General features: G+C 63.6%; 11 protein-coding genes, 1 tRNA gene and 3 pseudogenes. 6 read left to right on the forward strand and 9 right to left on the reverse strand.

Annotated elements, in window-relative coordinates; all coding sequences use genetic code 11:
• Window positions 1-202: 202 nt before the first annotated feature.
• Window positions 203-625 (reverse strand): hypothetical protein, encoded by a 423-nt coding sequence (locus ACPPVW_RS06415; protein WP_426625690.1) that lies wholly within the window; start codon window positions 623-625, stop codon window positions 203-205.
• Window positions 626-1,076: 451 nt separating this feature from the next.
• On the opposite strand from ACPPVW_RS06415, the gene ACPPVW_RS06420 reads away from it, so the two are divergent.
• From ACPPVW_RS06420 to ACPPVW_RS06430, 3 genes are all read left to right on the forward strand, one after another.
• Window positions 1,077-1,147 (forward strand) — tRNA-Gly (locus ACPPVW_RS06420).
• 205 nt (window positions 1,148-1,352) lie between these two features.
• A complete protein-coding gene (locus ACPPVW_RS06425) occupies window positions 1,353-3,245 on the forward strand; it encodes a DUF2207 domain-containing protein (protein ID WP_426625691.1) in 1,893 nt (630 codons plus the stop codon).
• 43 nt (window positions 3,246-3,288) lie between these two features.
• Complete coding sequence (locus tag ACPPVW_RS06430) at window positions 3,289-3,696, forward strand: HAD family hydrolase (RefSeq protein ID WP_426625692.1); 408 nt, start codon at window positions 3,289-3,291, stop codon at window positions 3,694-3,696.
• On the opposite strand, the pseudogene ACPPVW_RS06435 reads toward ACPPVW_RS06430, so the two are convergent.
• A pseudogene (locus ACPPVW_RS06435) lies at window positions 3,615-3,920 on the reverse strand (hypothetical protein); the annotation flags it as partial. The gene ACPPVW_RS06430 and the pseudogene ACPPVW_RS06435 sit on opposite strands and share 82 nt — an antisense overlap.
• Window positions 3,921-4,410: 490 nt before the next feature.
• Between ACPPVW_RS06435 and ACPPVW_RS06440 the strand changes: the two are divergent.
• From ACPPVW_RS06440 to ACPPVW_RS06450, 3 genes and pseudogenes are all read left to right on the forward strand, one after another.
• Window positions 4,411-4,632 carry a hypothetical protein gene (locus ACPPVW_RS06440; protein ID WP_426625693.1) on the forward strand — a complete coding sequence of 74 codons (222 nt, stop codon included), beginning with the start codon at window positions 4,411-4,413 and terminating at the stop codon, window positions 4,630-4,632.
• A gap of 267 nt (window positions 4,633-4,899) precedes the next feature.
• Window positions 4,900-6,272, forward strand: a pseudogene (locus ACPPVW_RS06445) (IS1380 family transposase).
• A 49-nt stretch (window positions 6,273-6,321) separates the two neighbouring features.
• Window positions 6,322-7,611, forward strand: a pseudogene (locus ACPPVW_RS06450) (IS3 family transposase).
• 446 nt (window positions 7,612-8,057) lie between these two features.
• Here the strand turns inward: ACPPVW_RS06450 and ACPPVW_RS06455 are convergent.
• The 7 genes from ACPPVW_RS06455 to ACPPVW_RS06485 form a co-directional block, all read right to left on the reverse strand.
• Window positions 8,058-9,104 carry a PDDEXK nuclease domain-containing protein gene (locus tag ACPPVW_RS06455; protein WP_426625694.1) on the reverse strand — a complete coding sequence of 349 codons (1,047 nt, stop codon included), beginning with the start codon at window positions 9,102-9,104 and terminating at the stop codon, window positions 8,058-8,060.
• A gap of 379 nt (window positions 9,105-9,483) precedes the next feature.
• The gene (locus tag ACPPVW_RS06460; RefSeq protein ID WP_426625695.1) at window positions 9,484-11,232 is read right to left on the reverse strand and encodes a hypothetical protein; all 1,749 of its coding nucleotides are present in this window, start codon (window positions 11,230-11,232) and stop codon (window positions 9,484-9,486) included.
• Window positions 11,233-11,290: 58 nt separating this feature from the next.
• Window positions 11,291-11,788 (reverse strand): hypothetical protein, encoded by a 498-nt coding sequence (locus ACPPVW_RS06465; protein ID WP_426625696.1) that lies wholly within the window; start codon window positions 11,786-11,788, stop codon window positions 11,291-11,293.
• A gap of 652 nt (window positions 11,789-12,440) precedes the next feature.
• Window positions 12,441-12,986: a hypothetical protein gene (locus tag ACPPVW_RS06470; protein ID WP_426625697.1), complete on the reverse strand. Its 546-nt coding sequence runs from the start codon at window positions 12,984-12,986 to the stop codon at window positions 12,441-12,443.
• The gene (locus tag ACPPVW_RS06475) at window positions 12,983-13,816 is read right to left on the reverse strand and encodes an IS5 family transposase (protein WP_426623674.1); all 834 of its coding nucleotides are present in this window, start codon (window positions 13,814-13,816) and stop codon (window positions 12,983-12,985) included. Before ACPPVW_RS06475 ends, ACPPVW_RS06470 begins: the two co-directional genes overlap by 4 nt.
• Before the next feature lie 62 nt (window positions 13,817-13,878).
• Window positions 13,879-14,391: a hypothetical protein gene (locus ACPPVW_RS06480; protein ID WP_426625698.1), complete on the reverse strand. Its 513-nt coding sequence runs from the start codon at window positions 14,389-14,391 to the stop codon at window positions 13,879-13,881.
• A 304-nt stretch (window positions 14,392-14,695) separates the two neighbouring features.
• Window positions 14,696-15,436 (reverse strand): HXXEE domain-containing protein, encoded by a 741-nt coding sequence (locus ACPPVW_RS06485; protein ID WP_426625699.1) that lies wholly within the window; start codon window positions 15,434-15,436, stop codon window positions 14,696-14,698.
• Between the last annotated feature and the right edge of the window lie 16 nt (window positions 15,437-15,452).

A 15,452-nucleotide genomic window follows, 5' to 3' on the forward strand; every position in this document is an offset into this window, starting at 1 on the left:
GACGTTCCTTGTGCGGGCGTCAATACTACGCACAATAATCGTGCCCCAAAATGCTTGAAGTACTTAGTGCCCGGGCGGCCCCCAGTGTTAGGGGTGGTCCATCCGGGACTATCGACGGCTTCGTTTACTTGATCGAGAGTCACGTGCCGATCCCGCATTTGCTCGTTCGCGTGACGCGAGGGTCGCAATCGCATCGCGACGCCTAGTTTGGTCTTACTTCAGTGTACAGGCCTTCTTCTGTGAACGAGATTGAGAGCGTCATCGAGCTAAGTACCTCGCCAGCGTGCGCAATGGTGAAGGTCCAGTCGCCTTCTTCGACCATAGGGAGCGGCGCGCGGAATGCAAACAGCGCCGGGACCTCATCGCTCTGGGGTAGTGACGGTCCCGAGCCTAGGGGCACCTCGATCGTCATATTCACTTCGCGATTCGGTGATTGGATTCCGAAAACCAACACGGGATCTTGGTCTGGCGTTGACAGCACGCGGCCCGCAATGAAGACGTCGTAAGTCGCGTTGCGCAGAAACTCTGGCAACTCAAGAGTGCGGCGGCCAGCACCGACCGCAGTGATTGCCGCATTATCGGCCCGCGCGTAATCGGCAAGGAAGGCAAAATCGACTCGGAGCACGCCGCCATCATATGGGGTTGCACACTTGGGGACATGGCGCGGCCTGCGCCTGATGTCCTGCCCACTTAGGTATGGCCAACTTCGCCGCGAAATCTCGAGGTTGCCCGTTCGGAATCCGGGCGATATAGGCCTCGGAATTGGGCGCCCCGGGGAACGGCCCATTGGAGCTCTATGGAGCGCCGCTCGGCGCGACCCACCACCGAGCAACGCCCGCGGCAGACCCTCCGCCGCGCCGCTTGCCCGTATGAAACGGCCTGCCTGCACCAACTGGATGGGCGAACATGCGACCTTTTCGGCGCGTTCAAGCCTTAAGTCGCCCGGAGGGCACGGCTCGCGCGGGCTTACGAGATCTCAAAGCGGTGAGTAAACGGTGAGTTTGGCCAAAAACTATTGAGCGGGTAGTCTGGTCCGCAGGCTTACTTCCCAGTGTTTAACTGGAATCGCGGGCTATGCGAGTGTAGTTCAATGGTAGAACTTCAGCTTCCCAAGCTGATAGCGCGGGTTCGATTCCCGTCACTCGCTCCGATTGCGACTTCTCGAGGTCCTGGGCGTCTCCTGTTCTCGTCGGGCCTGGACACCAGCACACCGCCCACCGGGCTCGACTCCCGAGTTTCTATGAACCGCGCGCCCACCCGACCGACATCGCCTATGTCAGGATGGACGAGTGCTGCCGGAGCGGCCGACAGCCGAGTCGAATCGTCCCGTGGAGCGGAGGACGGCGGGGCAGGTGAGATTGCGCGCTCGGAACCGGCGGCCGGGCGGTCTGGCCAGGAGGCCGATCGCGGCCGCAGTCGCCGTGGCGCTGTGCTCGCTCATCGTGACGGGGGCGGTCCTGGGCGCGGGCGCCACGGCCGCGCAGGCCCACCCCGCCAGCCGTGCGCCGACCGCCGCCAGCGCTCCCGCCGGGGTCGACGACTTCACGTTCGCGAGCTTCGCCGGCGACTACCGACTCGACCGCGATGCACAGGGGCACTCGACGCTCACCACCGTCGAGACGCTGGTGGCGCGCTTTCCCGAGACCGACCAGAACCATGGCATCCGGCGCGAACTGATCGAGAACTACGACGGCCACCCGACCGACCTGGAGGTGGTGTCGGTGACCGACGAGAAAGGCACGCCTCGTCCGTACACGAGGGCGTCCGACGGTGGGGTCCTCTCGCTGACGATCGCAGCGAAAGGCTACGTGCACGGCGACCAGACCTACGTCATCACCTACCGGCAGACGAACGTCACGCGCTACTTCGCCGATACCGGCAATGACGAGTTCTACTGGGACGCCAACGGCACCGGGTGGGCGCAGCCCTTCGATCGCGTGACGGCGACCGTGCATCTCGGTTCCGGCCTGGCCGATGCCCTGCAGGGCACCACGTCCGCGTATCGCGGCGTCCAGGGCTCCACGGAGGCCGCGACTGTCGAACGCACGGGCGACGGGTATCGCTTCAGTGCCGGCCACCTCGGTCCGCATGAGAATCTCACGTTCGCGATCGGCTTCGCCCCCGGCACTTTCGCGGGTCGCCCCGACGGACTCTTCGACACCGGCTGGGGCTTCGCAGCGGTCGCCGGCCTCCTGCTCTGCATGCTGGCGGTGGTCGGCGCGATCGTCGTGCGCGTCCGCCTGCTCCGCGATGCCCCCGGACGCGGAACGATCATCCCCGAGTACGTGCCGCCGAAGGAAGGGCTGCTCCTCGCAGCGGACGTGACCGGCCGCAGCAAGAAGGCGGTCGCCGCGCAGACGCTCGATCTCGCCGTATCGGGCAGAGTGCGCGTGCTGCAGACCACGGGATTCTTCGGTCGCCCCTCCTACACGCTCGAACTCGTTTCGACGGAGGCGACCGGTCGCCAGGCGCTGCGCGAGCCGCAGCCGACGGCCGACGAGTTGCAGTTCCTTCAGGCCCTGTTCGGCGAGGCCCTCGTCCCGGGCACGACGTTGGCCCTCGGCTCGTCCAACTCGCGGGTCGCGCGCGCCGTCGCGGCGCTGCGCAAGCGGATGCACAAGGACGCCACCCGTCTCGGCTACCGCACCATGGGACCGCGCGGTCCGGTTCGCGCGGTGTTCTTCACCGCGTTGGCTGCGACAGTGCTCGCGGTCGTCAGCTCGGTGCTGTGCATCGTCGGCATATACGGCGGGGCAGTGCCCTTCGCGATCCTCGTCGGCTCTGTCGTGCTCTTCGTCGCCGCCGCCGTCCTCCTGTCGCGCTCGCCTCTGACCAGCACGGGTACGGCTCTCCGCGAGTACGTGGAGGGGCTGCGGATGTACGTCGAGCTGGCCGAAGCCGACCGCATCCGCTACCTGCAGTCGCCGCACGGGGCGGAGCGCGTGCCCGTCGCCGTGGACGACCCGCGCGAGATGCTGAAGCTCACGGAGCGCCTCCTGCCGTGGGCTGTGCTGTTCGGCGAGGAGAAGAAGTGGGTGGGCGAGCTCGGGAGGTTCTACGAGCAGACCGGAGAGACCCCCGCCTGGTACTCCGGCCAGACCGCCTTCAACGCCGCCGTGCTCTCCCAGATGGTCAGCGGGATCTCCTCCAGCGCGACGATCGCGAGCAGCTCGTCGTCCGGCGGCACCGGAGGTGGCGGGTTCTCCGGCGGCGGGGGCGGTGGAGGGGGTGGTGGTGGCGTGTAGGCTGCGAGCGCGACGAGGGTTCGCGAAAACTGGAGGTCGTCGCGTGAGCGATCTGCACATCCTGGCGCTCGACATCGACGGGACGCTCATCGGTTCGGACAAACGCATTTCGAGCTTCACGGCGTCGGAGGTCCGGCGTGTGACGCAGACGGAGGACGTCCACGTCATCCTCGTCACGGCCCGCGGACCGCAATCGACTGCGCTGATCGAGGAACAACTCGGCATCGCATCGTCGTACGCCACGTTCGGAGGGCCATGTCGTCGAGGATTTCCTTGGCCCCGAGCGCGACCTGCGCGCACTCGGGCAGGCCCGCCCGGGCCGGGATCGAAGTCCAGCACCACCCGGGTAGGCCTTCGGTCGGTGTCGAACCGCCACTGCGGCACGTGCAGCTCGAGTGCGGCGGACTGGGCGAGCCAGACCGGGGTCGCTCGGTCGGCAACGACGGGGTAGCGCTTCTCGGCGCTGGAGTGCAGCCCAGCCTGGCGGAGTACCCAGTCGGGGACCCCTGCGCCGAGGTCCTTCTCGAAGAACGCCGCAAGTGGTGCGGTGGCGGTGCGGACACCCTCGGGCCAACGCTTGCGGGTCACGGGCCGTTCCGCGAGGTGGGCGAGGCTGCTCTCCGCAGCGGGGCTGCTCGACGAGGGTGCTGTGGGCCAGCGCTTCGGCGCCGCCATGGACGCAGCCGTGCGGAGGTTTCAGGCCGGAGCCGGGCAACAACCCGACGTCGTCTTTGCGCTGGGCACCGTTGTGTACGTTCCCGAAGGCTTCGGAACCGTGTCCGCCGTGTCTGCCACACGTGGGCAGGTGGTCAGTGGGGAATGGCAGATAATGGCGGGCACCGAGTCAGTGAATAGCTTGGCAATCCGCTCCGCCACCGATGGGGCGACGCTGCAAGCAACTGACGGTCCAGTGGCCATCCTCATCGGTACCCCCCCTCTCGCCGACATAGAGGACGGTGGCACATTTCCCTCTCGCAATGTCCACTACACGCGACCATCGTTCCGCCCTTTGAAACGCCGGCCGGACCAACGGAAATCGCCAACACCCTCCGATCGCCGAGACGATAGAGCCCTTCGCCATCACCGGCCAGTAAGGAGAGCCTGGGGATCGGCTCCGGGCTGTTCAGTTCTCATCCACCGCAACAGCGCGCCGTAAACTGATGGCATGACCAAGGGACGCGCCGAGGAGGACCCACTTGGGGAGGAAGCACGGTATGTCGGCATTGTCGAGTCAATACTCATAAGATTGGCAGTTGGCAAAAACGATCCCCGGGCAAATCAAAAGCGAAGCATCATTCACTGGGCCGTCGTCATCGCGACGGTGGCGGCCTTTCTCGTGGCGGTCGGAATCGTCGCAGCGATGGTTCTGGGCTTGTTGCGCGGCTAGTCCGCGAACTATCGCCGGCTGCCCATCACCCTCGCTTAGATCGTCTCGGCCAAGCAGCAATTGCATATCCGAACAGCAGAGTGCCCAGAGGAACTCCCAAGCAACCCGCAACGAATAGAGTCATATCCCGCGAGCGGGGCGCTAAGCCTCGATCCACCGAGGCGGTCGGGTGGTGAGTGGGCGTCGTGACAGAGAAATGCCCCTCTGACCGGGGAGAATAGAGCTTGCTTAGGGTTCTGTTCGTCTGGTCCGAGAGGCATTTCGTAGATGCAATTCAAGCATGCTCCTGCCGCGGTGTCTGCGGTGTTCGATGATCCGAATCTCGTGTCGTTCGCTGGGCTGGTCCCGATGCTGCGGCTGGCGCGGGCTGCGGGAGTTGAACGGCTGGCGCAGTCCTGGTTGAGTGTCCCGACGGACAAGGGCGCCAACGCCGGTGCGAAGGTGATGGCGCTGGTGGCGGGGATGCTTGCCGGGGCGGACTCGATCGAGGACATGAACCTGCTCCGCCACGGCGGGATGGGGCGGCTGTTCGACCGGGTATATGCGCCGTCGACGCTGGGGTCGTTTCTGCGGGAGTTCCGGTTCGGGCATGTCCGTCAGCTCGACGCGGTCTCTTGCCGTGTCCTCGCGGATCTTGCCGGCCACATGCCGCTGCTGCGCACGCGCGGCGACGAACGGGTGATGGTCGATTTGGACGACACGATCATCGAGGTTCACGGATACAAGAAGCAGGGCGCCGGGTTCGGGTACTCCGGCGTCCGCGGCTTGAACGCGCTGCTCGCGACCGCATCGACGACCTCGTCGGCTCCGGTGATCCTCGGTCAACGGCTGCGGCAGGGCAAGACTGGGTCCCCGAAAGGCGCGGCACGGATCGTCGGCGACGCCCTCGCGACCCTGCGCCGCATGAACCCCGCCGGCACGTCGCGGCCGTTGCTGCGGGCGGACTCCGCGTTCTACGGACACGCCACCATCGGCACCGCCATCAACGCCCTGCGGTGAAAGCAGCGATCGCGACCATTGCCGAGGATGCGTGGGAGATGATCGAGTACACCGACGCGATCCGTGACGAGATCACCGGGCAGTTGGTCTCCAAAGCCGAGGTCGCCGAGGTCCCGTTCACCGCGTTCCGCTCAAGGAAGAACGCCGAGCGCGTCGAAGGGCGCCTGGTGGTCCGCCGCATCCCTGACCTGAACCCGAACAACGTTGAACAGCCGACACTGTTCGACACCTACCGGCACCACGCATTCTTCACCACCACCGACAAGGACGTGATGGACACGGTCATCGCGGACAAGACCCATCGCGGCCACGCGATCATCGAGCAAATCCACGCCGACCTCAAGAACGGCCCGCTCGCCCACCTACCCTCCGGGGTGTTCACCGCAAACAGCGCCTGGCTCGTCCTCGCCGTGATCGCGTTCAACCTCACCCGCACCGCTGGCCTGATCGCTGATCAAGCGGGCCGGCTCGCGAAAGCGACGACCGCGACGATCCGCCGCACCCTGATCCACATCCCAGCACGGCTGGCGCGCTCCGCGCGCCGCATCACCCTGCACCTACCCGAGGCCTGGCCCTGGCAGAACGCCTTCGACCGGCTCTTCACGGCCACCCACGCACCACCACCGGCCGCCGCCAACTGAACCGTCCCAGGTTTGGTGCCGTTTCCTTTCGAGTTGAAAGGATGGCGTCATGCCGAAGAAGATCGATCCCGAGGTTCGCGAGCGGGCTGTGAGGCTGGTGCTTGAGCATCGGGCGGAGTACCCGTCGACGGCGAAGGCGATTGCCGCCGTCGCCCGCCAGGAGTGTGTTGGGTCGGAGTCCCTGCGCCGGTGGGTGCTTCAAGCCGAGATCGACGCGGGCCGCCGTGACGGTCAGACCAGCGAGGAACATGCTGAGATCCGCCGGTTGAAGGCGGAGAACAAGCGGCTGCGTGAGGACGTCGCGATCCTGAAAGCAGCGGCAACTTTCTTCGCGGGGGAACTCGACCCCCGCAACCGCTGATGATGGGTCTTCATCGACCAGATGAGGGCCGAGGGGCATGCGGTCGAGTCGATCATCCGCGTCCTGCGGGAGCAGGGCGTGCAGATCGCCGCGCGCACCTACCGGGCTTGGCGGCGGGGCCGCGTCTCGGCCCGGACGATCACCGACGCGATGGTCGAAGGCGCGGTCCGTGATGCTGCCTGGCGCATCGAGGTGCTGCCCGATGGGACCACGCGGCGCTGGATGTCACCGGAGGGGCTGTATGGGCGGAAGAAGATGACCGCGCTGATCCGACGCACCGCGATCAGCGATGCGTCCCGCGGTGCGGTGGACCGGGCGATGCGGGTCCTCGGGCTGTCGGGCATCACCCGCGCGAAGGCGATCCGCACCACGATCCAGGCCAAGGATGGGGTCCGTGCCGGGGATCTGCTGAACCGGGACTTCACCGCGCCGCGGCCGGATCACACCTGGGTTACCGACTTCACCTACGTGCGCACCTGGGCGGGCTGGGTGTACGTCGCGTTCATCCTCGACGTGTTCTCGCAACGCATCGTGGCCTGGCACGCGCAGACCAGCAAGCACGTGGATCTCGTGATGATCCCGCTGCGGATGGCGTTGTGGGAACGCGACCGCCAGGGACGCCGGGTCACGCCCGGCCAGCTGATCCATCACAGCGATGCGGGGTCCCAGTACACATCGATTGTGCTGACCGATCACCTCGCGCTCGAGCAGATCGCGCCCTCGATCGGGACGGTCGGCGACGCCTACGATAACGCGCTGATGGAGACGATCAACGGACTTTACAAAGCCGAGTGCGTGCGCACCACGATCTTCCACGACAGCCCGCACAAGACGATCGCGGACGTCGAGTTCGCGACCGCCGGCTGAGTCGACTGGTACAACCACCGCAGGCTCCACGGTAGCCTCGGAATGGTCAGCCCCGACGAGTTCGAGGCTGCCTACTACGCGGCCCTCAGACCAGAGCCGCTCCCCACATAGAAGCGGCGGAGAACCTGGGACGGTTCATCGTTGTCGAGAAGCGTCAAAGCAAAGTCTTTGCCTCTGAGTTCAGCTTCGTCATATCCCGCAAACCACCAACGTCCTTGCGCTCGGTCAAGCTCACGTGGCCGGTGACGAGGTTGCCTAGCACTCTGGCTCAGGACGCCTGCACGAAACAATGCGATTTGCTCCTGAGTAGCGTTGCCCAAACGCGGATTACCCTTATGGCGCAGGACGTAAGCAACCCACGTGATGAGTGCTAGAACCGCTAGGAAGCCGCACCATTCCAACGCCGTAATAAGCAAATGACTCATTGGCCTTCCTCGAATCGCTTGTTTGAAGCCTCCTGCAAGCCCCCGCCGAATGAAGATATCCACCGCCGCCCGCCCGTGCTCGGTGAGTTGGGTGTGCGCGACCGGGTCCGCTGGCGATCGATTACTTGGCGATCACTCGCCATCCGTTTTCTCATCTTGTTGATGTTCAACGGCGATCGCTCGGGTAAGTGCCTCGGCCGAGGGGAGCGCTTGTTGCTCAGGTTCGGGGAGCAGATCGTAGGTGTAGGTGCTCACAGCGACCGGCTGGGGCGTCGCGCCCAGGCTGTAACGGACGACTGCCTCATTGCGGTCCGTGCATAACAGGATTCCGACGGTGGGCGCATGGGTTGGGAGGCGAAGCCTGTCGTCCACGAGCGCTACGTAGAATCCCAGCTGGCCTGCGAATGAGGGCTCGAACTTTCCGATCTTCAACTCGATGACGACGTAACGCAGCTGAGTCGTGTGGAAGAAGAGCAAGTCGATGTAGAAGTCGTCGCCGTCGACCACGAAGTGCTTTTGACGGCCGACGAACGCGAACCCGTCGCCGAGTTCAAGAAGGGTGTGCTCGAGCTTGTCGACGATCGCCTGTTCGAGGTCTCGTTCGGCGGCAACCTGGGTCAGGCCGAGGAAGTCGAACACGTATGGGTCACGGGCGAGTTGGACGGCAAGATCCGAGTCCTCCCCGGTTAGCTGCTCTGAGAAGTTCGAAGGGGCAGCACCGATGCGTTGACGCGTTCGGGCCTTGATCCGATCCAGGAGAACATTACGGGACCATCCCTGCTCGACCGCGGCAGCCGCGTACCAGTTGCGGTCTTCTGTCGTGTCCAAGCGGTCCAGACGGGCCCGCACGTGACCCCACGGCAGTTCCCCCACAGCTTGTGGGAGATTCTGATCGGGCCAAGCCAAAGCGGCTGCGCGCATGTACCTCAGATTCGTCGGGGAGAAGCCCTGAACCCCGGCAAAGGCTGCCGACAGATCAGGTGCGAGCCGCTCGATGACACCGGCGCCCCATCCCTGTTCTTCTTGGTGCTCAAGAATCGTGTGGCCGATCGAGTAGTAGAGACGTACGAGCTCATTGTTCGCACGCCGGCGGACACGAACCTGCGAGAGCTTGACGCGCTGCTTCAGATCCTCGAGGACACGGCCGTACGACTCGGGGAGGGCGATATCCGTGGCCATGCAGGGAGCCTAACTGAGCGCCCGGACTGGTCTCATGCGGCGAGTGAAATATCCCCGCAGGCTGTGGGGATATTGCACAACGCATCGGCGCCCCTCACCCCTGACCGGTAAGCGGCTACCAGTTCGGAACACCATCCGGCGCTAGTGCCGTTGTAGTGGTTCGGCCGCTATCGGACCGCGCTCGTGGAGGACAGCCAAATCCGTCGCGGCGAGCTCAGGCGGTGTCAACTCTGGGGCCCCTCACACATGGAGGCTCTGGCATCTTCCACGATCAATGCTAACGACGAGGCGAAGCTGGACCCGGGTTATGCCGAGTGGTGGACCATCGCGGAGATATCCGCTCACGCCTGCCGCTCTTTGGCTATGGCGCCATGTGCTGCTACTTTCCGTGTCGTGCCGGCTCGGTTGTCGGACTACGGTCTTTGATCCGGAAGTACGCCCAGAAGATGATCGCGCCAACCGCGAAGCACGCGTAGAGGATCACCCAGACTGTCAGTGCGAGCGAGATCTCGCCCCAGGCTTGGGGCAGCGGCATGAGCACGACGAAGAATGTGGCAAGTCCAACCGCATAGGCGACTGTCCATACCCACTTGTTCCATGTGAAGACGGCGGCCCCGCCGAGGCCGGTTATCGGCAGAAGCGCCACCGGGAGCGTGGACATACCGGCTACAGCGATACCGGCGAGCATGTCGAGCGCGAACTGCGAAGCGACGCTCGGCTGGCTTTCGAGGAGTGGTTTGAGCGCCGAGTATGCCAACCAGCTACCGAGTCCGAGAATCAGCGCGTAGAGGACGCCGACCAAGACGGTGCGCGCATTCTGCGCTTTGCTGAGTGTCGCCCCGAATGACAGGCCGACGACGAGACCGAAAACGATCCCGGGCTCGAACCCGGTCAAGCGTGACAGCAGTACGGCGAGGGCGACAACGAGGAGCGAGAACCACTTGAACTCGATCGACGGTTTCAAGGCCGGGTCGGTGGAGTGGATCACCCATTCCACGATCAGCCAGCCGAGAACCGAGAGGACGATAAACACGACCCCTGAGCTCAGGAGAACTCGGGCCGACCCCGGGTTGAGGCCAAACTGGGGGTCGATGAACCCGGAGATGACTGTCGCGATAGCGACTCCGAGGGTAACCGTTATCCAGGTCGCGACGTGCGCCGGGCTATCCAGATCGTTCTCTTTCTCTCGTCTGCGTTTCACCCAGGGAAACAGCTCGTCATAGTGTTTGGAGACGGTGGACTCGATCAGAACGCCGGGAAACCCGATGAGCAGGAGCAGGATCACTGTGACCGCGGCCAGGACGAGTGCGGAGGTGGGCGTCATGTCGATGTCTTGCACGGGCGTCAGTGCGCTGTAGACGGAGTCGGCGTCGGCTGAGCCGGTGCCGAGCTTGGAGGCAGTGTGCCGTGGGCCTCGGGGTGTGCTAGCGCTTCGAGGCGCCGCAGTTGTGGGAGTTGGAGTTGGAGTCGCGGTTGGCGGCGCTGACGTCTGTCCCTCCTGCGTTGGGGAGGTCGATGACGTTGGGGAGGTCGACGGCGACTGAAGCTCCAAGGCAGGGACGAGTGTGATCTCCTTCTCAAACCAGTCCACGAGCTGGTAGGTCACTGAACCGCGGTCACTTCTCGTGACGACGAAGATTTCTACCCGGAACTTGTGCGGCCCGTCCAGCGGGCTGGCTGAGACCGTTCGGCGGGTGGTAGGAAAGGCGGTAGCGGGCACAAAGAAAGTCCATGCGCCGTTGAGATTTCCTTCCGTTTGACCGGAATCCATGACGACCGGTTTGGGGTCACCGTCCAGCACGCAGCTGCCATCAACAGTGACTGCCGAGGTCTCATAGGGTCTGTCGACGTCGAGTCTGGAATAGTACGGGGGATCTACCGCGAAACAGCTGCCTTTGGTCGTTGGTGTTAACGTCGGAGCGGCCTCAACGGGGATGTAGCCCGCACGGTACTCGGCTGTCCCCGTGATGGTCGCGCCCGATGTGCCGTGAGAGTCGACGTCGGCGATCGTGTCGGGACTACTGATTGTCACGCTCTCGGCGCGTGCCGCTTCCGCGCTGATCTGGCTGTGCAGGAGGCCTGCAGCCACCGACAAGAACACGAAGGTTGCAATCCGAACGGGCGTCATTCTGAGCCCCGAAACCGGGTATCGCTCGTCTTCGGCAGGCTATCGAAAGGCCTGTCCGCTACTCGTTCCGTTCGCTTTCGGCCGCCTCGCGGAGCGCGCTCTCCACCGCTTCTTGAATCGATGGCAAGCCAGCGCCGACGGCAAACCGGCTGATGCCCTCGAGCAGGCCAACCTCGGCGACTGTGAGCTCCTGACGAGCCTCCACCGGGTTGATGGGATCGAACCACCAATGATGTGGGTGAGGACCGATGAGCCTTCGCAACAACTCGCTTATCAGTGGCGGGCACAATTCTTCCATGTCCGCAGCGAGCCCAAGTAGTTCTGCGTCGAGCTGCGGGGCCGCAGCGGATCCAAGGTCCGCACTGTCAGCGCGCATGGCCTGGCGTGCGGCTACTTTCGCCGCGGCGCCCTGCAGCGAAGCCCGCACTCGCGCCACTCCGATGGTCGCCGAGGCCCGGCCAATAGCCTCGAGTGCAGCCCTCTCACGTTCGCCCGCAGTTCTCGCCCTAATCAGTTCCGCCCAAGGAATCGAATAGTCCTGAAAGTCAGCGAACATAATGCCCTCCGATGTCTCGTGAACCGCGTCGTCGCAACAAACCGGTCCATGCCTTGTTCATGCATGCAGAAATTGGCGTTGGAGACCATCCATATACGTATGGCAGCGCTGGTGTAATACTCGTCCTACCTAGACAACGCAGTCAATCCCCAATCTGAACGGAAATTCCGTTTGCGACGGCGAGCCTTCCACCCGGCGAGCAAGGCCTGTCAGCGAGAAGCCACCAAAGGGACGGCAGAATCGCCGGGAATACATTCCCTCACGCATGGATTTGGTCCGAGCAGCTGAGTCGTCGCGCGTCCGTCCGTTCGAATAGGCGGTACACGGAACGCGGACATTCAACCGTTCGGTAGCTGGTAATATTTCTTATGTCACTCAGGCCCGTTGCTCGGATCCGCTGTAGCTGTGCCGGCCCGTGAAAGACCTCGCTGAGGACCTCCGCCATCAGCGGCCTGGTCTCACTGGCAAGGCGCAGTCCGGGACTTAAGCAGCCACCGTGGACCGTCGGCTCGAGCTGATCGTGCTCGATGCGCAGCCGGTGGAGCGTGTGCAGAGCGCCTGCAGCGAAGTGCCCGGTCTCTGCGTTGGTGCGGCGAGCGTGGCCAAATAGAGAACCAGTTCTCGCGGGGTGACGAGGGCGGCGACGCTAATCTCATCGCAGGACGGATGGGTCGACGGGGTCAATCGTTCCTGGTTGTGGTTGTTTCGGTTTTGGGCACAGCTGGAAGACGACCGCGGCAGGATCTCCGTAAATTCTGATCCCGAGGAGTCGCTTGTTGCTGAACAGGCGCAGCGAACGCCGGAGCTCAGCTATCGTTTCCCGTTCAATTTCTCTCGCTATGAGGGTGAGGATTACCGGCACGAGCTTGTCCGCGGTATTGGCAATAATCGCTGAGGCGCCAATGCTGGAGACGTCCTCTATCCAGCTGAAATCAACGTCTGAGCTGTGGAAGATGGTCGCATCGATTGGATCCGTGGATTCCTCGTGGGTGACCGTGAACGTCATCTCAAACCGAATCGTGATGGTGCCATTGAAGAAGTTGTTTAGGACCAGGTCACCGTTCATGTCGTAGCGGATCACTCCCGGCTGCCAGTCGGGACGTATCCCACGCGGGAAGCGGATTGCAGCCGTTTCATTGTCGATCTGCCCGACCCAATTGGCGAAAAAATCGTCTAAGAGGTCGCGCCGGTAGGTCATGGTTGTCGGTTGGGTCTGGTGTTCCAGCGGTAGCGGGTCCAGGCTTCGCGGATGAGGCTGCGGGTGGTGATGATCGCGGCGGCGAGGGCGATGAACGCGTCGATCACGCGGGTGCGGACCTCGGTGCAGATCTGGAGTTTCCGGAATCCGCGGTTGTGCCAGGAGTTCGTTCTCTCCACGACCCACCGAGCGCCGGCTTGTAGCGGTTCGCCCTTCTTGCTGATGACGTAGTCGCACCCGAGGACGTCGAGTAGGTCGCGGGTTTTGGTGTTGTCGTAGCCTGCGTCCAGGTGCACCGTGATTCGCTCGGGAAGGTTGAAGCCGAACCGGCTCAGTTTCTCCAGGGTCGGACCAAGCAGCGGGGAGTCTGGACGGTTCGCGCCGGCGACAACGCATCCGAGTGGAATCCCTCGCCCATCGACCAGGAGGGAGCGTTTCGTGCCCTGTTTCCCACGGTCTACCGGGGAACGGCCGGCAGCTTCGCCACCGCAGGGGGCTTTCACGATGCACCCGTCCACGGACAAGTCACCCAGTTGCAGTCCGATCATCTTGTCGTAGGAGTCCAGACAGATCTGCTCCAGCATGGTGAAGATCCCCGCGACGATCCATTCATCCCGCCGTCGACGGATCGTGGTCGCCGAGCAGGCGCTGTCGGCGATCTTTGCGTACGCGGCGCCGAGCACGAGCACCTGCACCAGCTTGTCGAACACGACCCGGTCCGGAACACGTGGCCGGTGACACCCAAGCGGATGCTCATCCACCACGGGCGGGATGAGCGCTTCGAACTGGTGCCAGATCGGGTCAATGATCGAAGATGGAACAGCGGGCACGAGGCGTCCTGGAAACCAACGAGTTATTCACACAACCGTGGTTAACAGGCCTCGTGCCCACCTCAACGCAACGCCACACCATCACCTACCGGCGCGACCTCTAAGGATTCGTGGCCAAGAACAATTTCGGTGCACTCGCTCGTGTCCACATCGACGTGCACGGAAGCGAGGTCGCGATACATGTGGCGACCACGCCTGCTGCCCTGAAGTCGAAGTTCGCCAGACTCGAGTGGGCTTACAAGACCTGAACCCGCTTGATTGACGTCATCGAGATACACGGTCCTATTGCCGTAAACCCGGAAGGTGAAGTCGCCAAAGTTCGCAGACGCGTCTGTCGTCTCGATGGTCCAGTCCAGGCGGACGGTTTCGAATGGTTTTATCCCCAGTGGGGAGCCCTCGAAACTCCTAACTGTGAAGAAGTCCTCGACAGTTGTCTCGCCAGGATCTGCGACGCCATTACCCGGGTCCACCGGGTGCGTTGGGACGCGCTCAGGGGGTAAGTTCGGGTCGCTGTAATCAGGCCACCCGCTGCCTGAGCCGAGGGTGAATGATCTCGAAGTCTGTCCGGACGCCATCAGCGCCTCCTTGGTCTCCGCTGCTAAGCGTACGCCCACGACGGAATCGGTTGGCCGCAAACGAATATCCAGTCTGACCACTGCTGGAGACCGCGAACGGGTTCGAGGCTCAAATGGTGCTCGCTCCCGAAAGACGCTCCTCGGTGGGCTAAGACTCCCCTCTCGGGACCATCTGATGGTGTGCGTTATGTCAGTTTGTATCGAGGGTTTTGCAATCGAGGCGTTCGATTCGATACGCCAGTTGGTCGAATCGTGGTCTGGCAAACACGCCGACGCCGAGAACCTCCGCAACGAGCTTGAGGGGTCACTGATTGCTTGACTGGCAGGACCGAGATCCGCCACCGGGAGCGGGTGGCAGGACGCTGTCCGGTCCGATCGGCCGGGGGGTAATCCCGGCTCGGCGGAGCCGGCGCTCACGGTCCCAGCGCTCGTACTCGGAACGGGTGTAGTGCCACTTCTCGGCGCCCCGCGGCGCGAAGAACCTGAAACCCACGATCTGCATGACGACGCCCATGAAGAAGCCGAGGAGCGCGATCCCGATGATCCAGTCCCACCAGTGAATCAGCCCTTCCTGGTAGACGGCGATGATGTACCAGATGGCCAGCGGCAGGTGGCCGAGCACCACTGCGCCGAGGCCGGGGTTGTAGAAGAACTTGAGCTTGCGGGTGGTGATGATCCCGTGGATCACGAACTGAGCGGGGAAGCCCATCAGAATCGGCGCCAGCCCGAGCCACACCTGGTCGGGGAAGAACACCGCGACGAAGTAGACCACCCACGCGGCACCGTTGATCCAGATGCTGGAGAGTTCGTTCGTGGGCAGTCGGTCGACGCGAACGTTCGGCCTCGGCATGAAGACCTCGTTGAGCACCCATGGCTCACCGCCGGGGAAACGGTACTCCTCGAACTGGTGGATGAAGATCACGGCCAAGTTCAGCAGCAGGATGAATTGCACCGTCGGCCACTGGCCGAGAAACGCGACCAGCAGCACCGGGATCACGAGGACTCCGCCGATGTCGTACCAGTGACGCAACACGAACCTACCCACGATCGTCTCCCTTCGT

Origin of the sequence: Leifsonia sp. McL0607, from assembly GCF_049993355.1 — a bacterium.
Classification (GTDB): domain Bacteria; phylum Actinomycetota; class Actinomycetes; order Actinomycetales; family Microbacteriaceae; genus Leifsonia.

Excerpts from the sequence above, each read along its gene's own strand:
- ACPPVW_RS06440 (WP_426625693.1), top strand. The coding sequence starts at position 4,411 with ATGACCAAGGGACGCGCCGAGGAGGACCCACTTGGGGAGGAAGCACGG.
- ACPPVW_RS06455 (WP_426625694.1), bottom strand. The coding sequence starts at position 9,104 with ATGGCCACGGATATCGCCCTCCCCGAGTCGTACGGCCGTGTCCTCGAG.
- ACPPVW_RS06460 (WP_426625695.1), bottom strand. The coding sequence starts at position 11,232 with ATGACGCCCGTTCGGATTGCAACCTTCGTGTTCTTGTCGGTGGCTGCA.
- ACPPVW_RS06465 (WP_426625696.1), bottom strand. The coding sequence starts at position 11,788 with ATGTTCGCTGACTTTCAGGACTATTCGATTCCTTGGGCGGAACTGATT.
- ACPPVW_RS06470 (WP_426625697.1), bottom strand. The coding sequence starts at position 12,986 with ATGACCTACCGGCGCGACCTCTTAGACGATTTTTTCGCCAATTGGGTC.
- ACPPVW_RS06480 (WP_426625698.1), bottom strand. The coding sequence starts at position 14,391 with ATGGCGTCCGGACAGACTTCGAGATCATTCACCCTCGGCTCAGGCAGC.